We start from the raw sequence: 19211 nt of genomic DNA, 5'->3' as shown, positions 1-19211 counted from the left end.
GCCTGCAATGGTTCCACGACCCGGCCGGCAATCTGCTGCGCGAACACCAACATTATCTCGGCCTGGAAAAACCCACCGTCGCAATCTGGCAGCACGAGTACGACGTGCTCAACCAACGAGTCGCCAGCGTTCGCCCCGACGGCCACCGCGTCAGTTGGCTGACTTACGGCAGCGGCCACCTGCTCGGCCTGCGTCTTGATGAACACGAACTGATCGGCTACGAACGCGACGACCTGCACCGCGAAGTCGCCCGCCATCAAGGCAACCACCTGCTGCAAACCCAAAGCTGGGACCCGGCCGGCCGTTTGCAAGAACAACTGCTGGGACGCAGCGACGACAAATCTACGCTGCTCAAACGCGAGTACAGCTACGACGCTGCCGGGCAACTGACCGACATCAACGACAGCCGCCGCGGCCCGCTCGCCTATCGCTACGATCCCGTTGGCCGACTGCTCAGCGCCACCACACGCCAAGGCGTGGAAACCTTCGCCTTCGACCCGGCCGGCAACCTGCTCGACGACAAGGCGACAGAAATTCGCCGCCCACTGGACCTGACCCCACCGCGCAGCAAACTGGTCGACAACCTGCTGCGCGAATACGCCGGCACCCACTACGACTACGACGAACGCGGCAACCAGATTCAGCGCTGGCACAACGGCCAACGCAGCGACCTGCGTTGGGATCTGTTTGATCGATTGGTGCATTTCGAAGATCCGCGTCTGAGCGTTGACTTCGCCTACGACGCACTGGGACGCCGCCTGCACAAAAACTCGCGCGTGCATTACAAACAACGTCCTGAAGCCGGCTCTCTCTGGAACAGAAACGAGCACGCGCGCAAGCAGCGCGAACTCGGCTGCGGCTTCACCTTGTACGGCTGGGATGGCGACAACCTCGCGTGGGAAAGCAGCCCGGCACAAAGCGATGGCGAGCCCGGCCGCACGGTGCACTACGTCTTCGAACCGGGCACTTTTGTTCCTGTTGCGCAGGCTGTGCGGCACGCGCCAATCGATCTGATCGGGTTGCCGGATTACAGCGGTGAATACAGCCTTGATGAAGATCCGGTGTGGAATCACAAGGCAACGGCATTACCGTTTGATGCGTTGGCCTGGTATCAGTGTGATCACCTCGGCACGCCGCAGGAATTGACGGACTCGCACGGCAACCTCGCCTGGACCGCGCAGTACAAGGCGTGGGGGCAGGTGACGGAGCAGCGTTCGGAATGGGCGCGGCAGCATGGGGTGGTGAACCCGATCAGATTCCAAGGGCAGTATCACGATCATGAGACAGGGCTGCATTACAACCGGTATCGGTACTATGATCCGGGGGTTGGTCGGTTCATAAGCAAAGATCCGATAAGTTATACCGGAGGCATTAACCTTTATGCCTATGCAGCGAATCCGGTTGAGTGGGTGGATCCATTGGGCCTTTGGGGCTCAAACCCGATAACAAAATATCGTCACAATGAGAACGGATCGCTGAAGAGCGTAACCGCGAAAATTCGACCGGAAGATTTGGGAACTGGGACAAATACCAACACCAGTTCACGGGGGTTTGCGCGTAACTTGGGCTGTAATACGGACGACGCTGGCCATGCCATCGGAAATCGACTGGGTGGAAGCGGTGGTAAGGGGAACATTTTTCCTCAAGCCCCTAGTGTTAACCGTGGTGAGTTCCGTGACTTTGAGGGAGATATTGCCGAAGCTGTTAAAGGCGGTAGTAACGTAATAGTACGTGTCACCCCTCAGTACGATGAAGGTGCCACTCGACCTCATTCTGTTCTGTACCAGGCGAGAGTTGACGGGAATACTGAAAGTCGGCTATTCCACAACCCTTGTTCGTGCGATTGTTGATAGGAGTGTTTTATGTCACCTAGTGAGCGATTACAAAATTTTCTTTCGCAGATGCATGAGTGGGAGGTGGGATTTCATGCCGAGAAGCGATGCGACGCATATAAGACGGATTCGGGGTATCGGACTAAGGCGAATGAAGCAGCAAAATCAAGGTTGGAAGCGATATTCTCTGAAAATCTGAGTGTGAAAGCTTCAATTGCCCTTGGATCAGCAAGGCTCGATACATTAGGTACTGGACAGCCTCCGGAGTATGAACAGACCATTTTGACTGATACCGAAGAACAGTTAGATAAGGAAACGAATATTCAGGCAGTCAGAAAAAAAGGGCTGAAACAACGTTATCGATACACCGTGATCGTAGAGCGTGATGAACCAAAAATTGATGGGGTTAGCGTTTGGCGCGCTAGCAGTGAGAAATGGGAGCGTCGTCATGCGATTTAGCCCTAAACCGGTCTCTGAAGAAAATCACCTGTGCACGAGTTGATGAAAACTGCTCTGGGACAGACCACGTTTCTGAAGGTTTTTTAAGCGTGGTTTGCCTGATTCGAAAGCTTGAATTGTTCGTGGACAGACCGGGTTTTTTGAATCTTTGATAGATATTACCAAAAGTTCAATGTCTAGCACGGTAATGAATGGCGACCCTGACTCGGTATCAATACGTCAAAGCGACCGGGCGCCTATCGAAGACTTTGATCAGACTTGGAGTGGTTGAACTATCCCGGATGAGCAATTTTTAAATGATGCTGGCTGAAATTTATAGAAAAATTATAAGCAAAGAACCCTATAAAGATATGGGTGTATTCTTTGAGAGTTACGAGAGCTTCGAAGAGATACCGCTTGTGTCTAGATACAAGCGGTTGGATTTTCTAAAAAAAGAGATGAGTAACGATAAGGTTTCGGAAGTGCTGGCGGGGGGCGCTATCTTTTTGATGAATCTGATAAAGATAATGCGCGAAACGGACAAGTGTAGTTTCTATGCCATCACTTTTACGGATTTTCATGGAATAGATGAGCGGGAGGTTATTGTCCCCAATATTTTTGTTTATCCCGGGGCGGCTTCAGTTGGATTTATCGATAAGATAAAAGAAAAAAGCGCAATAACCGTGTCGAAAGAAATGAAAGAGGTGATAAATAAATTTCATAAAATAGGTGGCGAAGCTATCTTCGATTTTTATGAAAGTAGATTTTATGACCCCGCATGTGATGAGGAAATTGTTAGGGTCTTTGCCGTACCCAAAGAGGTGGATAATAGGGTTGGCAAGTCGAGCTTCCGAAGTCTTATACCTTAAAGCGCTATGGGTGAATAAAACTGGGATGAATTCAATTGATTTTAAGAGATATAACGTCGGCTCGATTATTCGTCCAGCAGATAATTCCGTCGCGCTTAAGCAGCAGATCGGATTTTTGGTAAAAGCTGTGGATGCATTGGATATCAAATTCTCTGATTGCGAGAATGATCCTTTGCGTCTTGCTAAGGGCTATGTGGATGGCAGGATACCCATTGAAACCTGTAAGGCTGAGGCTGCGGTTTGGTGGGCAAAAATCGATGAGAAAGGCGCAATACGAGGCTTTCAAGACAGGGACGTATTACTGGCGCGGCTAGCTATCTGCCTGCTGTCAAAAGATGAAGATGATGTTTCTGTAATGGGAGATAATCTTTCATGGTTTTTTGAGGTGCTGGGATTCTTGAAAGTGGATATGACGATGCCAATGAGAATGATGATTGAGTATTTTGAATTTAAATGAATTTAAAGATCGCTAGGCAGGGAACAGCGTAGTAGCAATATGAGGCGAAACTTGCCGGTTGCGCTGGGACGGCGACAAGCTTACCTTTGAACGCCGCCCGACACAAAGCGACGGAGAACCAGGTCGCACCGTTCGCTACGTCTGTGAACGTGCACTTTTCCTGTTGTTCAGGCTGTACGGCATGCGCCAATCTTACAAAGATCCCATAGCTCCAGCGGGCCGATAAATGAATTTTGATCATATTATTTTTATTGCGAGCACCGACTGCTTTTCAGCAAAGCTCTTAGGGGACCGTTTTGCTGATAATCTTGATGGTATAAAAAATATCGCCAGAGCGGCGACTCTGGAGTTAATGAATGGAGATGCTGACTATTACTACGATGCAGATTTTAGAGAGGAAAGAATAAGTAAGACAAAAAACGAATTTTTCCAAAAGCTATCGATGCTTAGCGATTCAATTTCTGGAAGGTTTGCTGAGCTTGACTCAATTGTTAGCCAGCGAACACTAAGCGAGAGCGCCAATTCGATTCAATTTATAAAGAGCGTGTCTGCCAGAATATACTGTTTGAATACCGACGACTTTCAGATTGAAATTTCTGACGAACTAATCGAAGCAGTCATTCAGGCTCAGCTTGTGGAAGTGCCTTTAGACACAGAAACAGATCTTGCTTGGGAAGAAATTCATGAGCGATGGGAGTATTCATCATTCGAGTGGGATAAATACATAAAAAGTATTATGAAAGACGTTCCTGACGCGATCTGTGCGATATTTAACGATCTTTACAACTCGCCAATTTCTTTAAGCTACCTGAATGTCTGGAGTGAAAGATTGTCAAGAAAACACTTTATGACTCTGATTAAGGCCATTAAAGATGAAGCTTTCTTGGAAATGGAAAAAATCGATAAGGATTACGCAGAGCTGGTCAGGCCTACTATGAAACAGTTTTACGGCTGAAGGGTTTTTAACGGGCAGATCACGGTTTTAATACTATTTAAATCCAGTCTGTGCCTGTTAAGTTTCTGCGAGTAAAGTTGGTGGCGAAGTTCGAATAGGGCAGAGCTTGTTGAGAAAGAAAGTTGCTGAAAACAAACCTACCGGCGTTTTCACATGCTGGCGCTGCCAACACACAACAAGTAATCCAGACGATATGCACTTAGGACACAAGAATGTGCCCACCTGAAAAGGAGGAATCCTTGAAGACGTCAACGTGGATCTTGAGGGAGCATTGTGTAACCTTAGCGCAGAGAATAGTGGTTACGTCAAGGAAGGGATGTCGTGTGTTGAACGTGGAAGCTGTGGAGCCCCTTATGGAAGATAAGCAATCACCTGTGCTGATTCAGGTATATATGGCAGACGACGATGGCGCAGTCCGTGAGGAACTGCTCGCTCGTCAAATTGGTGAAGATACTTACGAGCTACTCTCATCGCCTGGATTAGCGCAAAATCTGGCGAGAGGAGATATTGTTTCAATTAAGGATAAAAATGCACCTGCAGAGGTACTAAAGCGAGGCGGTAACTTCTGTATTCAAATCTATGCAGATTGTATTTCCCCGGAGGATGTAACTGCGCTTGAGAGTGATGTCATTCGAGAGTTAGATGGTACATTAGATGGTTTATGCGAGGGAGTGCTCGCATTAGCTATCCCTGCAAAGAATGGAATGGAGAAAATCAACGCTTTTTTTGATAAGTTTCGTGAAAAAACCGGCATCGAATATTATTATGCGAACGTCTATAAAAATCTTGACGATGACAGTGACGAGACGCTTTTGTACTGGTGGTTGGATAGCTGACGGCTGATTAGTGAATGGCTTACAGCTATCTGCTTGAGCTTGTTTTTAATTAATAAAGTTCTCGGAGATAGACTGCGTTTGGAGAGTTAATTAAGCGTAGTCTGTCCCGGTAAAAAACGACCCGGTAAAAACGACACCCAGGCTCGTGGCTACTTCGCCGGGATTAAAGCCAGCGTGGGTGCCAGTACCTCAATACCTTCCAAGAGATGGGTTGATAAATGAGTTTACCCACTAATCACCAAGCTTATGCCAAGACCAAATTGCTTGTAGAGGCCATCGATCGACGTGACTCGTCTACGCTTGAGCAAGATTTTGGAATATCCAGATCGGTTGCTGATGAGATTTATGAGTGTATCGATGATTATTTAGTTGAAGTTACGAAGAGCTGGTCAGGCCTACTATGAAATAGTTTTACGAATGAAGAACTTTTAACTGGCGGGTCACGTTTTTAATACTATTTAAATCCAGTCTGTCTCTGTTGAGTTTTGATTGGAGGCAGTACAGCCCCATTGCCCTACCTGCTCTCGTCAGCAGGGGGGGGCACGCTTCGGTATTTTCACTGTATGAAAAGTAAACTAGGAATTTAGCTATGAAGCAGGCCGATCTGATCACTCCTGATGAATCTCAAAAACAGGTGTGTGCTAAATATGGATTACCCTTACATGCCCCTGAGGAAATGGTCGCTATTGCCTTGGATACCCTGCATAAGTCTCCAATTTACGGGACTAGGGTCAAACTACCTGAGGGGGGTACGATCAGTTGGTTTATTCACTGTGGAGAGCATTCGCCTGTTAGTGGTTTTTACCAAGCGCTTCACACCGGGCATTTAATGGAGGAGCTTCCGGAGGTAGTGAAATATCTTTTCCTGCCTGAAGGTGCGAAATTCATTATCGACAGAGAGGGTTACGAGGATGTCTGGATGGCTGAGCTGGATCCAGCCGAATGAGTGAACTCCCCCCGGAAAGATCATAATTTTCAGGGTTTATTTAAATATGATTTGGTCCTTGAAATTTGCCTAAAGGCCATGCGAGAGTTGTGTCCCATTAGCTGGAGTCTTTGGAGCTGAGGCCGAAGGAGCATAAGTGCGCAATAAACCGGGCACACACTATTTCACGTCGAGTAGCGCGGCTTGGGTACTGGTACAGTAAAAATTGAAAACTGTTCTGGGACAGACCACGTTTCTGAAGGTTTTTTAAACGTGGTTTGCCTATTAAAGTCTAGTCGGTTTATCACCCTGAGCGTATAGAATGAAAGGTACCTTTCACAAGATTGTCTTTGAGTTGACTCCTGACAAGGATGATTATCCCCCGGTCGCCGCTGAAACTATTTGGGGCATCTATGCCGGTGATGGCACCTATACCTTAGACAATACTCCCTATTACGTTTATGGCGTGAGTAAGGGAGATTCCGTGGAGGTAAAGTCCAGTGGCGATGAGATGATAGCTGTGCGTGTCGCAAAACAGGGTGGCCATTCGACTGTCAGAGTTTTTGGCAGTAATACTGAAGAGAAAAGTAAAATAATCGCTCATCTTCATCAGTTAGGTGCCTCGTGCTCAGTTAGTCAGGAAATGTCGCTGTTTACAGTGGATATTCCCTCAGATTGTGATTTTTTCGCAATCGACAGATATTTGTCTGATATTGCTGATGGGGAAAATATTGCATATGAGGATGCTTGTCTGCAGCACTCAGATATCGAGTCATTTCGTCTAGGGGAGTGCCTGTCATTGGCTTCTTTACCACTACTAGCTCATTGATTGAGTAAGCCCTAAGGGGGGGCATGGAGACAGGCCGTGATCTGGAGTTTATTAATCGTAGTCTGTCCCTATTAATACGCTGGAGCACCTGGCTACAGTGGTTAATTCAGTCTGGACGATGATCCGTTATGGCACCAGAAGGTTGCCGTCCAGCCTGTAGATGTATTGAGTTGGTATCAATGCGACCAACTCGGAACGCCGCGGGAGTTGATGGATGCGCAGGGAGATATCGCCTGGAGCGCCGACTACAAAGCCTGGGGCTCGGTTCAAGAACAACGCTCTCCGGTGGCACGGCAACAGGGCGTGACCAATCCGATTCGGTTTCAGGGGCAGTACCATGACCACGAAACCGGACTTCATTACAATCGACACCGCTATTACGATCCTGATACCGGTCGTTTCATCGGGCAAGACCCGATCAGTTATGCCGGTGGATTGAATCCTTACACTTATGCACCCAATCCTACCGGTTGGATCGATCCGCTTGGGCTGGCTAAAACGTGCTGCTGTGGTGAGCCCTACGTGAACCCGGATGCACGCTGGCGCCAGGTGATGGAAGATCCGATGCTTGCCGCAGATCACCGGGGAATTCAACACCGCTATTGGCGGAAACGAGGCGGATGCTGGACTGCACAAATGCCCAAGTCCGGCTACCCGGGAACGGGTAAGTTAAGTCTGCCTAAACGAGGGGCGCTGCCGTAACGGAGAATTTATGTCCAAGACACGCGTAATCGGTACATCGACAGACGCTATTCAAGCGGCAGAAAAGGAACTCGGCCGAACACTGCCAAAATCCTTTTCGGATTGGCTTTTGGCAAATAACGGGAAGTCCTTGGGGGCGTTAACGATATTTCCTGTGCTTGAAGCTCGTGACCCACGGAAGACGTGGGAGTCGATCGTTCACCACTTTAAAAAAGACTGGCAGGAGTGGTTGGAGAATTTTTCCGATACCTCCACCGATTTCTCGGCACTTCTTCCGTTCGCCGAGTTTGGCACAGGGGACTATTACTGCTTCAACTATGCGGTAAAAGGGAAAACCGGAGAGCCTGTCGTTGTGATGTGGTCCCATGAAACGGGTGAGATTGATCAGGTGGCGGACAGTTTTGAAGCGTTTCTTGCGATGCCGGGACGGCCGGGCTGATTGATTCCGGACCACAAGTCAAAGGAGTGACAACATGAAAGACGCCATTCGTTTGGGCGACTCCACCACGCACGGTGGGAAGGTCCTTGAAGCCTTTTCTCAGACCGACCTCAACGGCAAACCGATTGCCGGTGTCGGTCACAAGGTCAGTTGCCCATTGTGCAAAGGCATATTCCCGATCGCCGAGGGCAGCAGCACCTACACCGTCGACGGCACGCCCATCGCCCTCGACGGCATGAAAACCGCCTGCGGTGCTGCGCTGATTGCGAGCGGGCCGAAAGGCGCCGTAATCAGCTAGGCACTTAATCATTCTGGATTCAATCAATACACCCGCTGTAAACCTTAAAGGACTAAACATGAAATATACCGCTTTGATCTTCGCCTTGACTGCAGCCCTGGGCACCGCCAGTTTCGCCCATGCGGAAGAGATGGATCCTGCAGCGCTGAAAAATGCCTACGACATGGGCCGCAACTCGGTGGGTTTGATCAACCACTGCGTCGACAAGGGTTTCTTGAAAGCTGACAGTACAAAAAACGCTAACAAGATGGCCGCGTTTATGGCGGGCATGCCGGGGCAGGTGGACAAAAGTGACGGCGACAAGATCGAAGCTCAGGGACGCAAAGGCGAAGTATTGGTAAATGGTGAATACCAGAAGCTCGAAGGTAACCTGCCGCCGACCCTTAGTCTCAAGCAGTGGTGCGAGCAGGCGGATCAAGGCATGCGTAATGGCCTGGAGCAAGCAGGTTTGTAACTGAATCTGACCCTGTGGTCTGGCTCGAAAAACGCTCGCTGATTGCGAGCGTTTTTTTGCGCTGCAGATGCTTGATCCTGCGGAAAGTGTGCTCGTCTTGGCCTTGCGTTCTCCAAGTCTGAAAATACCAACTAAGGTCTATATCGGTTAACCAAAACTGAATAGTCCTTTGGTGTTGCCAGTTGTCCGCCCGCGATGGAGAACGTCAGACAAGGAGGTTGTCATGCAAGGCACTTGCGATCATTCCCCAAAAGGCTTTGCCCCGCAGCTTCTTCGCCGGGCCGTATTGGTTGCCATGGCCAATGCCTTGGCCCTGGCGGACGCGCAGGCGGCGTGCGGGCCTTTGGCTGTCGGTACCTACAATGTTTCGCAAACCTGTACGCCCGCTGCCGGTGTCGATGCCTCGATCAGTACTCAATCGGGCACTGCCATCACGACCACGGCCGGCTCTTCGTTGCTGGTACGCGGCAACAACAGCAACTCGACGTTGACCGTCAGCGGCACCACGGTCAACAGCACACCACCAACCGCCGCCAATGCGCTGTTCTCCAACGTAATTGGCAGCAGCGGCAACGCGACATTGACGGTCGATGGCGGCACCAACACCGTCAACCTTGGCGGTAGCGGGCTGGATGCCATGGCGATCACTAATGCCGGTAGCGGCGTGTCGACGGTCTCGGTCAGTTCCGGCACCACGCTGAACATTCTCAATACCGTGGTCGGCAACGAACACGACGGCATCGACGTGAATGCCAGTGGCGGCGGGGCGATCAATGTTTCGCACCAAGGCAACGGCCAGATTACCTTGCTCGGCGGGAACGGCGTCTGGACCAAAGCCACGGGCAGCGGCGACACCACTGTCAACGTCGGCGCCGGGGTCAGCATTCTGGTCAATAACGACGATGCGCTGTCGGCGGGCCTGCCGATCATCGACGACACGTTGCCCACCGCCGGTATCGGTAACCACGCCGGTGTCCACACCCGCGCGGTCAATGGCAACACCACGCTGGTCAATGCCGCCACGGTCCGGGCCATTGGCATGAACGCGTTTGGCCTTTTCACTGAAGGCGGCGCCGGCAATACCGGCTTGACCAACAGCGGCACGCTCAGCACCGATGGCCTCAACGGTTTCGGCATTCGCTCGTTCTCCACGGTTGGCAGTATCGACATCGTCAACAACGGCGCCATCACCACCACCGGCGGCGGCGCGCACGGTATCTATGCCAACGATAACGTCGGTGCGACCGGCTCGATCAGTATCGAAAACAATGCCGCCATCAACGTCGGCAGCACGGCGAACACGGCCGGCTCGCGGGCGATCTACATCATCAAGCGCGGCACCGGCGACGCCACCGTGACCGGCAGTGGCAACCTCAATGTGTTCGGTGGCGTGAACACCACGCGGGCCTACGGCATCATCGTCAGTGCCGAGAACAACAACGTCCTGATCGATTACTCCGGCAACATATTCGCCAGCGGGTTTGGTGCGGGCGGGATTCGGGTCGATTCGACCGGTGGCAACGTTCGGGTCGATTATTCCGGCAGCCGCATTGAAACGATAAACAGCAACGCCAATGGCATCTATGCGTCGACGCAATCGCCGAATGGCACGGTGGACGTCAATGCCAGCGGCACCATTGTCACGCACTCCAACGCCGGTTCGGGCGATGGCACTGGCATCGGTTCCTTTGGGATTCAGGCGCTGACACTGGGTGGCAATGTCGGCGTTACGTTCAGCGGGCCGCTGATTGACGTCAACGGTCAGGGCGCGGCGATTCTGGCGGGTAATGCGTTCAATTCCGGCTCGGGACTGGGCACGCTCAATGTCAGCAACAGCGGCGAACTGATCGCTCGCGGCGACCAGCAGCGCGGCATTCGCACGTTGTCGGTCAGCGGTGCGCAGACCCTCGTCAACAGCGGTGCGATTCAAACCCTGGGTGCCAGCAACAGTCAGGGGATTCTCGCCGAAGCCTCCGGTGCCGCCAGTGTTTCGCTGACCAACAGCGGGGCGATCACCGCGAAGGGCACCGGCTCATCGGCGATTGCTGCGTTGAGCGAGGGCGGCACGGTCGCGGTCAGCAACACCGCGGCGATTCAGGGCGGGCGCGCGGATAGCAGCGGCGTCGCCCTCGGCGGCGCCACGCAGACGTTGAACAACGCCGGCGCGATCGGCGCGCTCAGCGATGCAGCCGTGCGCGCCGATGCCACCACGCCGGGGACGAATTTCACTCTCAACAACACCGGGCAGATGACCGGTTCGGTCAATGCCGTCAGCGCAGCCAGCGCTGTGAGCAATAGCGGTTCCTGGACGCTGCGTAACTTCAGCGACACAACGGGCAGCGGTGTACGCGATACCTGGGGCGTTGCGACCAGCAATCTGGGCACATCCGGCAGCAACAGCATCGACAACAGCGGGGTGATTACCCTGGCGGCGCAGCCTGCAACCGGCATCAGCAGTTTCAATAGCAACGGCGCCTATTTGCCGTTGGGGCAAGCGGCGAATACCCCGACGTTTGGCGGCGTGGTGCAGGGGCAATTACTCGGTGTGAACCGCTTCACTCACAGTGGCACTCTCGATCTGGCTGGCGGCAGTAATACTGTCGGCAATGTGCTGCTGATCAGCGGCGCAAGCACCGCCGGCACCAACGGTGGCGGAGTGTTCGTCAGCAATGGCGGACGGGTGTTGCTCAACAGCACGTTGAATGAAGGCGGGGTGAACAGTCGCTCCGACATGCTGGTGGTGGACTCGACCAGCACCGTCGACAACCGCGCGACCGGGCTGGTTGTGACCAATGTCGGCGGACAGGGCGATCTGACTCAGGGCAATGGCATTGCCGTGGTCGAACTGCTCGACAAAACCGAAGGATCGAGCGACCCGAACGCCTTCCAGCTGGCCCGGCGAGTGGTCGCCGGCCCCTATGAATATCGCCTGCAACAAGGCGCCGAGGACGGCACCGGTAAAGACACCTGGTACCTGCGTTCGGACGCCCTGACGCCGGACGATCCGCCCGGCCCTGGTCCAGACCCCGATCCAGCACCGTCACCGACACCGACACCGAACTATCGCCCGGAGGTCTCGCTCTACGGCGCAGTCCCGGCACTGGCGCTGGTGTATGGCCGGACGATGGTCGATACCTTGCATGAACGGGTCGGCGAAGAACGCCTGAACGCCGGCGAGCCGTTGCCCAAAGAAGACCAGTCAACACTGGCGCCGTCGATGGGCTGGGGCAGAGTGATCTACCGTAGCGGCAAACAGGACGGCGATCGCAAAAACGCCCTTGGCAACACCCCGGAATACAACTACGACCTGACCGCCTTTCAGGTGGGCACCGACCTGTACCGCAAAGTCAGAACCGACGGCAGTCATGAACAGGCCGGTATCTCGTTATCGGCCGGCACCATCAATGCCGGCGTCAGCCACTACACCCGCCGCGCGGCCGGCGAAGATACGTTGCGCGCCTATGGCCTGGGTGCCTACTGGACGCACTTCGGCCCCTCTGGCTGGTATCTGGACGGCGTGCTGCAGGTCAATCGCTTCGACATCGAAGCCAAACCCAACGACCTCGAAAAACTCAAGACCCACGGCTGGGGCTACACCGCCTCGCTGGAAAACGGCTACCCGTACGAAGTCGACAAAAACTGGTACGTCGAACCGCAATTGCAGGCGATCTACAGCTACGTCGACCTGGACAGCAGCGACGACGTCGGCGCGAACGTGCGCTTCAAAGACGTTGATTCACTGATTGGTCGAGTCGGCGTGCGCATCGCCAAGGACTGGGACACCGAAGGCGTCGACAACAGTCAGCGGCGTACCAATGCCTGGATTCGGCCGAGCGTGTGGCATGAATTCAAGGGCAAACCGAAGACCGAGTTTTCATCGGAGTCGGGTTATATCCCGTTTGAATCGGATATTCAGGGAACGTGGGGAGAGGTGAATCTGGGGGTGGACTATCAGGCCAATCGGCGCACGACGTTTACGGCGTCGGCGGGGTATCGGCAGGGGTTTGATGGGGATAGTCATGGGTATGATGCGATGGTGGGGTTCAAGATTGATTTTTAGGGAAGGGGACGTTCGTCAGTGATCGACGGGAAGATTCGTCTTTTGAAAAGGTTTTCCGAATGGCGAAGAAACGTTTTCCTGCTTTGAGAGTTTCTTGGATATCTGGAACATGTTACGCGGAACTCAGCCGTTTTTGATGCAGAAGCAGTGCATCAGAAACCATGCGCCCGCAGCCATGTTATGGTTTCGAAGCCAATTCAAAACCCACGGAAAACAATCATGGAGCAGCTCCGCCTCACCACCGCGGAATATCACACCTGCGACAACTTCTGGAGTCTGTTCAAGGCAGAAGACGGCTCGGTCTATATCCTCGTCGAGTGTGAAGCGTCCTTTGTGGGCTACCAAGCCATGATCAAGCTCAACGCAGAGGAGTTGCGCGACTACCACGGTTTGGGCTGGCTATCGATTCAGCACCTGGCGAACCGGATCAATTATTTTGTCAGTGACTACAACGGTCGCAGGATCACCGGGCCTTTGCTTGAGCAAGCCAATCAGCTTTCGACGCGCTAGTTCTGTTGGCACAGCCCCTTGGAATCTGCCAACCCGCCCTCATAACCATCGCTATACCCAACACCCCGAAGAGGAAAGACACGCCATGACCACTCAAACCGAAACCGCCATCCTCGCCGGCGGCTGCTTCTGGGGCATGCAGGATCTGCTGCGGCGCTATCCCGGTGTGTTGCAGACTCGCGTCGGTTACACCGGCGGTGATGTGCCGAACGCTACCTATCGCAACCATGGCGACCACGCCGAAGCCATTGAAATCACCTTCGATCCCGCGGTGATCAGCTATCGGCAGATCCTTGAGTTTTTCTTCCAGATCCACGACCCGAGCACGCCCAACCGGCAGGGCAACGACCTTGGACGCAGCTATCGTTCGGCGATTTACTACCTCAACGAAGCGCAGCGCGACATCGCCGAGGACACGGCTGCCGACGTGGATGCTTCAAAACTGTGGCCGGGCCGCGTGGTGACCGAAATTGAACCGGCGGGGCCGTTCTGGGAAGCAGAGCCGGAGCATCAGGATTACCTCGAGCGTATTCCGAATGGCTACACCTGCCATTTCATTCGGCCGAACTGGAAATTGCCGAAACGCGGGTGAGTCCAAAACGACCTCAAACAACAGAACCTCAAATATGAATCATGAACTTTGGCTGGACCCTGATGGCTGTCAGACCTTTTGTCTGGCCGGTGCTCAAGGTGATAGTGCGCGTGCACTTATGGATTCGGACGCGAAGCTTGTTTGGGAGGTCGAGGCTGACAGTCATTTCGAAGCGATGACCAAGTACTATGCGCACATGCAGTGGGGCGAGTACCGGACCGACTTTCCCGAACAAGACAAGACGTCCTACAGAGACCTGGGCTGAGCGACCTGTCGCCATCCAGTGCCAGCACATAAGCACTGACATTGAGCTGTCAATGCGCTTGGGCTGAAGCCCTCCCATCAGGGGCCACCTGTTGCAGGATGGCCCCTGAGTGGAACGGCAACGCTGTTCAATTCTCGCGGGTACTCACGACTTCCCCGGTGGCGGTGTCTTCCAGCCAGACTTGCAGACGATTGAGGCCAACGTATTGCGAGCGTGCCATGATTTTCTGGCCCGGCTTGCCATCGAACTTCAGATCCGCATACATGAAATGTTGCGGCAGTCGGTATTCCAGCTGAATCGTATAGGTGCCCGGTTTCAGCACCGCGCGCTGCGGCGAATCGTTCTTGTAGTAGTACGTGGAGAACGGGATATTGCCGACTTTTTCATCGTTGATCCGGATGATGTTCAGGTTCGGCTGAAGATCGGCAAAGTGCCGCTGGGGCCGGCCGGCATAGGTGTCGGTTTCGACCACGGTGTAGCGCGACTCGTCTGCTGCGGTGGTGACGCCGACGTTGGAGTACGCCGGCATTTCTGCGCAACCTTGCAGGCCCAACAGCGCCATGATCAAGGGAAGGACAATCTTTTTCATCGATAAAACCTGTTTTTACTCAAAGTTGATTCACGATCAGACGGGCGTCTGACGTTGTTAATTTGCTGATTGCGAGCGGGTGTTTGCCAACAGAGCGCCAGCGCTCAAGCCTTTCCCAAGCCAAATAGTGAACGCAGCTTGCTGCCCCAACTGCGCTCATAGAAGGGCGTCGTTTGCTTGAGAAAGTAATCGCTCAGCCCCGACTCACCTTCGCAGACGCGGTACAGGTCAACGGGTTCGCCCGACGGCGCCGTGTCCCCGGCGACATTGCCGGCTTCACGCATGACCCGCTGAACATCGCCGTCCGCCTCGATCCCGACGATCAAGTGCGGTTTTTCGTCCACCGAAGTGTCGTGCATCAACGCGAGAAAACCGCGTTTAACGTTGCGATGTTTGGCGAGTAACTGCGTCAGCGAATGGATCATTTGTGTCGGGTATTGCGAAGGCTGGCCGAGCAGGACTTTGGTTTCTTTTTCGACGGTGCGCGAGGTGGCTGTCTGGCCGACTTCATCGGAGAGCAGATTGGCCACTTCCTGCGGGAAGAACTCTTTGCCATAAGGCGACTTCGGGTTGAGAAAAAGAGGCGTGCCCAGCGTCATCTCGAACAGCGACCTGGCCGGCAACTCCAGATAAGTCTCTTCACCGTTGATCGACTGTTGCAGGGTTTGCAGCGACGAAAAAAACGGAATGACCGAGGTGCCATCCGGTTTTTCCCAGTGCGCGATGCTGATATTGCTGCCGGCTTCGAGATTGACCACGCCGTCTGCCGTGCCCGTCGTGCCGAGGATGTAAACCGGCGAGTTCAGCAGTGTCGTGAAGAACTCAGGCCGGTGCGCGGGCTCGTCGGCGGCCAGCCTGAGCGATTTTTCCAGTGGGTTTTCTTGCCGGTTATCCATGATGTCCATCCGTGACTCGCTAGAAAATTGCTGACTTGGGTTTTCGCCACCGACTCGTGTCAGAGCAGACTCCACGACACCCCGACATACACACCCATCCCTTCACCCGGTGTCGATCGCGCCGCGTCCAGACCTTCGTCGTCATACCCCGGTGTCACCGTGGCGGCGTAGTGCTTGTTGCTCAGATTGCGCATGTCCAGCCACGTCTGCCAGTCACCCTTCGGCGCGTTGTACCCCAGCGTCGCGCCGAACAGTGCGTAAGGATCGGCGTAGTAACTGTTGGCGTAATCCACCGCAACTTTGGACACCAGTTGCGTATTCACCGCCGCAAAGAAGCCCTGAGGCCAGTCGTAACGCAATTCGCCCTGGTAGTAATGCATCGGCAACCCCGGCAAGCGGTTGTCACCAAAACGATCATCATCGCGATAGTGGAAGTCGCTGAAGGTATACGCCTGACGCAAGCTCAACTGACGGCCATCGGCGGCCGACCAGAGTTTGCTGTTGAGGCCCGCTTCGATGCCTTGGTGCACGGTCGGGCTGGCGTTGAGTTCGTAAGGGGTGACGGCGGTGGCATCCGGCAACACCGACAACAATTCATGCCGTACTTGCGCGTAGTACCACGCCAGGCTCCATTCGCCGACGGCGCTGTCGCCACGGCCGCCCAGTTCCAGTGTGGTCGCGGTCTGGTTCTGCAGTTTGATCGGGTCTTTCTGCGTACCGGTCGCAGCGCCGCTGCCCGCCGGGAAACGCACGTTGGAGCTGTAAATCAACGACCACGGATGCGGCGCTTCAACCGAGCGGCTGAGGTTGCCGAATACCTGCAGATCCGGGGTGATCTGGTAGCGCAGGCCAATGCGCGGTGCGTAGTCCCAGTCGTTCATGCTGGTTTTGCCGCCGCTCTGCGGGTAAGTCACAGCGCTTTCGCGGCGGGTGTAGATGGCAGCGAGGCCGGTGGTCAGCCAGAGGTCGTCGGCAATTTCCAGGTCGTTGCCAAAATGCAGAACGGTGTCCGACCCTTGATAGGTGAAGTTGCGCATGCGCGTGCCCGGCACGTAGCTGGCGGTGTTGCCGGTGGGGATGCGCACGAACTCGCTGGCGCCGTCGTTGGGCAGGTGTTTGGTCACGCGCAGGCCGACATTGCTGCTGCTTTCCATGCCGAAAATGGTATCGCGGCGTTTGTAATCGAAGGTGCCGCTGACGTCGGTGTAGGCGACCTTCAAGCGGTTCGGACCTTCGCGCAGGTCCATCGGGTAGTCGTGGTAAACAAGGCCGGTCTGGATGCTCGAATCGTCGTCGATGTAATACGTGGTCTTGTTGCCGATGAACGTGCTGCCCGGTTGTTTGCGGCTGTCATCGCGCGCCACATAGGACGGATTGGCCGCGCGAGGCGAGTGTTCGATGGAGTGCTTGGTCACGCGGCCGGCGAGGTCGTTGTCGGTTTCGCGGTAGCGGATATAGAAGCGCGTTTCCAGATTCGGGTTGAAGCGATAGCCGAAGTTGGCGATCAGGCCTTTGCTCTCGCTGGCGGTGTGATCCTGATAGCCGTCGGCGTTGGAATCGGTGAGCGACACGTAGTAATCGAAATCGCCGAGCACTTGCCCGGAACTGACCTGGCGCTGCTGATAGCCGTGGTTGCCGGTGGCGTAGCGCACTTGCAGTTTCGGCGCGTTGTAGCCGGTGTGGCTGACGTAATCGATGGCGCCGCCGAGTGCCAGCGAACCGCGATCAAAGCCGTTGGCGCCGCGCAGTACTTCAACGTGATCGACCCACAGCGGTTCGAGCAATTCATACGGCGTGCCGCCCGGACCGCTCAGCGGCAGACCGTCGAGCATGGTGTACAGCCCCGACGCATGGGCGCCCGGCGCGCGGTTGATGCCCGAGCCACGCACCGAGATTTTCACGCCTTCGTTGCCCGCCGACTGCGCATAAACCCCCGGCTGATACGCCAGCACATCCTGATTGCTCGCCACCCGGCCCTGCAATGGCTGACGCATGTCGACCACGTTGGTGCCGCCGGGCACCTGTTCGAGGCGGGTTTTCGCTTCTTCGACGCTCGCGTCTGAGCCACTGCGTTCATCGGCCGAAATCAACACTTGCCCCAATTCCAGACCTTGAGTCTCGGCCATCGCCGGGCAGGCGAGCGCCAGGCCGAGCAGGGCGGTGGGCAGGGATTTGGACGACGGCATCGAAAAACTCCAGGCAGGCAAGAACGGGCAATGAACAGTGCGACGTAACAAAGAACGAACGAAACACATGGCAATTTGGCTTTTTGCCCGGCAATGGCAAACAGCACGGCATGAACTAACCTCACGTGTCTGGTGCATCCCGTCAATCAACAGTCTGTTTCTGCATTTAATGGAGAGGGCCAAGGTCATGGCAAAAGACAAAAAGAACGCCGCCAAGGCGCCTGAAAGTCCCAAGTTGAAAAACAAGGATTACCTTGAGCAGTTGCGCAAGCTGCACGTCGAACTGGTCAAGTTGCAGGAGTGGGTGATCGCCAAGGGCGTCAAGGTCTGCATTGTCTTCGAAGGGCGTGATGGCGCCGGCAAGGGTGGCACGATCAAGGCACTGACCGAACGCGTCAGCCCGCGTGTCTTCCGCGTGGTGGCATTGCCGGCGCCGACCGATCGCGAGAAAAGCCAGATGTATGTGCAGCGTTATTTACCTTATCTGCCAGCGGGCGGCGAAGTGGTGATCTTCGACCGCAGTTGGTACAACCGCGCTGGCGTCGAACGGGTGATGGGCTTCTGTACGGACGAGCAGGCTGACAAGTTTCTCAAGTCCGTTCCGTGGGTCGAACACGCCATCGTCCAGTCCGGGGTGATCCTGCTCAAGTATTGGCTGGAAGTCAGCCCCGAAGAGCAGACCCGCCGGCTTGAGGCGCGCATCAACGACGGACGCAAGACCTGGAAACTGACACCGATGGATCTTAAGTCCTACAGTCGCTGGTATGACTACTCACGGGCACGGGATGACATGTTCAAGTACACCGACACCGAACACGCGCCGTGGCGGGTGGCCGATTCCAACGACAAGCGCCGTGCACGGCTGAACATCATCACCGATGTGCTCAGTAGCATTCCTTATGAGGATGTGAAACGCGAGAAGGTCGAATTGCCCAAACGGCAGAAACCGGGCAAATACCGGGATCCGGATTATCCATACCGGCGCGTGGCCGAGAAGTTCTGACAAACCGCCCCAATCCCTGTAGGAGTGAGCCTGCTCGCGATAGCGGTGTGCCAGCCAACACATCCGCCACAGGCAA

20 protein-coding genes are annotated in these 19211 nt (G+C 54.6%); 17 read left to right on the top strand and 3 right to left on the bottom strand.

Going from position 1 to position 19211, the window contains the following annotated elements; genetic code table 11:
* From ACW9IR_RS23270 to ACW9IR_RS23195, 16 genes are all read left to right on the top strand, one after another.
* Window positions 1-1850, top strand: a 1850-nt coding sequence (locus tag ACW9IR_RS23270) for an RHS repeat-associated core domain-containing protein (RefSeq protein WP_457465215.1), incomplete at its 5' end; no start/stop codon positions are given.
* Window positions 1851-1862: 12 nt separating this feature from the next.
* On the top strand, window positions 1863-2291 hold the full coding sequence (locus ACW9IR_RS23265; protein WP_102901682.1) for an NTF2 fold immunity protein: 429 nt from the start codon (window positions 1863-1865) through the stop codon (window positions 2289-2291).
* Window positions 2292-2587: 296 nt separating this feature from the next.
* Complete coding sequence (locus tag ACW9IR_RS23260) at window positions 2588-3139, top strand: Imm15 family immunity protein (protein ID WP_457465214.1); 552 nt, start codon at window positions 2588-2590, stop codon at window positions 3137-3139.
* 25 nt (window positions 3140-3164) lie between these two features.
* Window positions 3165-3596: a hypothetical protein gene (locus tag ACW9IR_RS23255; protein WP_457465213.1), complete on the top strand. Its 432-nt coding sequence runs from the start codon at window positions 3165-3167 to the stop codon at window positions 3594-3596.
* Between the two features lie 226 nt (window positions 3597-3822).
* The gene (locus ACW9IR_RS23250) at window positions 3823-4551 is read left to right on the top strand and encodes a hypothetical protein (protein ID WP_457465212.1); all 729 of its coding nucleotides are present in this window, start codon (window positions 3823-3825) and stop codon (window positions 4549-4551) included.
* 353 nt (window positions 4552-4904) lie between these two features.
* The gene (locus ACW9IR_RS23245) at window positions 4905-5387 is read left to right on the top strand and encodes a DUF4265 domain-containing protein (protein WP_457465211.1); all 483 of its coding nucleotides are present in this window, start codon (window positions 4905-4907) and stop codon (window positions 5385-5387) included.
* 589 nt (window positions 5388-5976) lie between these two features.
* Window positions 5977-6333: an immunity protein Imm33 domain-containing protein gene (locus ACW9IR_RS23240; RefSeq protein ID WP_457465210.1), complete on the top strand. Its 357-nt coding sequence runs from the start codon at window positions 5977-5979 to the stop codon at window positions 6331-6333.
* A gap of 301 nt (window positions 6334-6634) precedes the next feature.
* Window positions 6635-7141 (top strand): DUF4265 domain-containing protein, encoded by a 507-nt coding sequence (locus ACW9IR_RS23235; RefSeq protein WP_457465209.1) that lies wholly within the window; start codon window positions 6635-6637, stop codon window positions 7139-7141.
* Between the two features lie 165 nt (window positions 7142-7306).
* Window positions 7307-7843 (top strand): RHS repeat-associated core domain-containing protein, encoded by a 537-nt coding sequence (locus ACW9IR_RS23230; protein ID WP_318271628.1) that lies wholly within the window; start codon window positions 7307-7309, stop codon window positions 7841-7843.
* A gap of 10 nt (window positions 7844-7853) precedes the next feature.
* Window positions 7854-8282, top strand: coding sequence for an SMI1/KNR4 family protein (locus tag ACW9IR_RS23225; protein ID WP_110718685.1), 429 nt, complete (start codon window positions 7854-7856; stop codon window positions 8280-8282).
* 34 nt (window positions 8283-8316) lie between these two features.
* Complete coding sequence (locus tag ACW9IR_RS23220) at window positions 8317-8580, top strand: PAAR domain-containing protein (protein ID WP_077572604.1); 264 nt, start codon at window positions 8317-8319, stop codon at window positions 8578-8580.
* Between the two features lie 58 nt (window positions 8581-8638).
* Complete coding sequence (locus ACW9IR_RS23215; protein WP_110718684.1) at window positions 8639-9034, top strand: hypothetical protein; 396 nt, start codon at window positions 8639-8641, stop codon at window positions 9032-9034.
* A 223-nt stretch (window positions 9035-9257) separates the two neighbouring features.
* Window positions 9258-13094: an autotransporter outer membrane beta-barrel domain-containing protein gene (locus ACW9IR_RS23210; RefSeq protein ID WP_457465208.1), complete on the top strand. Its 3837-nt coding sequence runs from the start codon at window positions 9258-9260 to the stop codon at window positions 13092-13094.
* Between the two features lie 219 nt (window positions 13095-13313).
* Window positions 13314-13604 (top strand): hypothetical protein, encoded by a 291-nt coding sequence (locus ACW9IR_RS23205; RefSeq protein ID WP_457465207.1) that lies wholly within the window; start codon window positions 13314-13316, stop codon window positions 13602-13604.
* An 85-nt stretch (window positions 13605-13689) separates the two neighbouring features.
* Window positions 13690-14196, top strand: a complete 507-nt coding sequence (gene msrA, locus ACW9IR_RS23200; RefSeq protein WP_457465206.1) for a peptide-methionine (S)-S-oxide reductase MsrA — start codon at window positions 13690-13692, stop codon at window positions 14194-14196.
* A gap of 34 nt (window positions 14197-14230) precedes the next feature.
* Window positions 14231-14461, top strand: a complete 231-nt coding sequence (locus tag ACW9IR_RS23195) for a hypothetical protein (RefSeq protein ID WP_095111974.1) — start codon at window positions 14231-14233, stop codon at window positions 14459-14461.
* Window positions 14462-14588: 127 nt separating this feature from the next.
* Here ACW9IR_RS23195 and ACW9IR_RS23190 read toward each other — a convergent pair whose 3' ends face one another.
* The 3 genes from ACW9IR_RS23190 to ACW9IR_RS23180 all read right to left on the bottom strand — a co-directional run bounded on the left by ACW9IR_RS23190 (window position 14589) and on the right by ACW9IR_RS23180 (window position 18132).
* The gene (locus ACW9IR_RS23190) at window positions 14589-15050 is read right to left on the bottom strand and encodes a hypothetical protein (RefSeq protein ID WP_110718681.1); all 462 of its coding nucleotides are present in this window, start codon (window positions 15048-15050) and stop codon (window positions 14589-14591) included.
* Window positions 15051-15154: 104 nt separating this feature from the next.
* Window positions 15155-15946, bottom strand: coding sequence for an enhanced serine sensitivity protein SseB (gene sseB / locus ACW9IR_RS23185; protein WP_110718711.1), 792 nt, complete (start codon window positions 15944-15946; stop codon window positions 15155-15157).
* A gap of 59 nt (window positions 15947-16005) precedes the next feature.
* Complete coding sequence (locus tag ACW9IR_RS23180; protein WP_457465205.1) at window positions 16006-18132, bottom strand: TonB-dependent receptor family protein; 2127 nt, start codon at window positions 18130-18132, stop codon at window positions 16006-16008.
* 187 nt (window positions 18133-18319) lie between these two features.
* Here ACW9IR_RS23180 and ppk2 point away from each other — a divergent pair, with 187 nt between their 5' ends.
* The gene (gene ppk2 / locus ACW9IR_RS23175) at window positions 18320-19135 is read left to right on the top strand and encodes a polyphosphate kinase 2 (protein WP_186616068.1); all 816 of its coding nucleotides are present in this window, start codon (window positions 18320-18322) and stop codon (window positions 19133-19135) included.
* Window positions 19136-19211: the final 76 nt, after the last annotated feature.

It is taken from the genome of Pseudomonas sp. SDT291_1_S447, from assembly GCF_054070155.1.
The sequence above is the reverse complement of the archived record's forward strand: the minus strand, read 5'-3'. Positions and strand labels throughout refer to the sequence as shown.

Bases quoted from the DNA above. Each gene is read 5' to 3' on its own strand.
- ACW9IR_RS23205 (WP_457465207.1), top strand. From the start codon at position 13,314: ATGGAGCAGCTCCGCCTCACCACCGCGGAATATCACACCTGCGACAAC.
- msrA (WP_457465206.1), top strand. From the start codon at position 13,690: ATGACCACTCAAACCGAAACCGCCATCCTCGCCGGCGGCTGCTTCTGG.
- sseB (WP_110718711.1), bottom strand. From the start codon at position 15,946: ATGGATAACCGGCAAGAAAACCCACTGGAAAAATCGCTCAGGCTGGCC.
- ACW9IR_RS23225 (WP_110718685.1), top strand. From the start codon at position 7,854: ATGTCCAAGACACGCGTAATCGGTACATCGACAGACGCTATTCAAGCG.
- ACW9IR_RS23220 (WP_077572604.1), top strand. From the start codon at position 8,317: ATGAAAGACGCCATTCGTTTGGGCGACTCCACCACGCACGGTGGGAAG.
- ACW9IR_RS23255 (WP_457465213.1), top strand. From the start codon at position 3,165: ATGAATTCAATTGATTTTAAGAGATATAACGTCGGCTCGATTATTCGT.
- ACW9IR_RS23190 (WP_110718681.1), bottom strand. From the start codon at position 15,050: ATGAAAAAGATTGTCCTTCCCTTGATCATGGCGCTGTTGGGCCTGCAA.
- ACW9IR_RS23250 (WP_457465212.1), top strand. From the start codon at position 3,823: ATGAATTTTGATCATATTATTTTTATTGCGAGCACCGACTGCTTTTCA.
- ACW9IR_RS23180 (WP_457465205.1), bottom strand. From the start codon at position 18,132: ATGCCGTCGTCCAAATCCCTGCCCACCGCCCTGCTCGGCCTGGCGCTC.
- ACW9IR_RS23215 (WP_110718684.1), top strand. From the start codon at position 8,639: ATGAAATATACCGCTTTGATCTTCGCCTTGACTGCAGCCCTGGGCACC.
- ACW9IR_RS23210 (WP_457465208.1), top strand. From the start codon at position 9,258: ATGCAAGGCACTTGCGATCATTCCCCAAAAGGCTTTGCCCCGCAGCTT.
- ppk2 (WP_186616068.1), top strand. From the start codon at position 18,320: ATGGCAAAAGACAAAAAGAACGCCGCCAAGGCGCCTGAAAGTCCCAAG.
- ACW9IR_RS23240 (WP_457465210.1), top strand. From the start codon at position 5,977: ATGAAGCAGGCCGATCTGATCACTCCTGATGAATCTCAAAAACAGGTG.
- ACW9IR_RS23245 (WP_457465211.1), top strand. From the start codon at position 4,905: ATGGAAGATAAGCAATCACCTGTGCTGATTCAGGTATATATGGCAGAC.
- ACW9IR_RS23265 (WP_102901682.1), top strand. From the start codon at position 1,863: ATGTCACCTAGTGAGCGATTACAAAATTTTCTTTCGCAGATGCATGAG.
- ACW9IR_RS23195 (WP_095111974.1), top strand. From the start codon at position 14,231: ATGAATCATGAACTTTGGCTGGACCCTGATGGCTGTCAGACCTTTTGT.
- ACW9IR_RS23260 (WP_457465214.1), top strand. From the start codon at position 2,588: ATGATGCTGGCTGAAATTTATAGAAAAATTATAAGCAAAGAACCCTAT.
- ACW9IR_RS23235 (WP_457465209.1), top strand. From the start codon at position 6,635: ATGAAAGGTACCTTTCACAAGATTGTCTTTGAGTTGACTCCTGACAAG.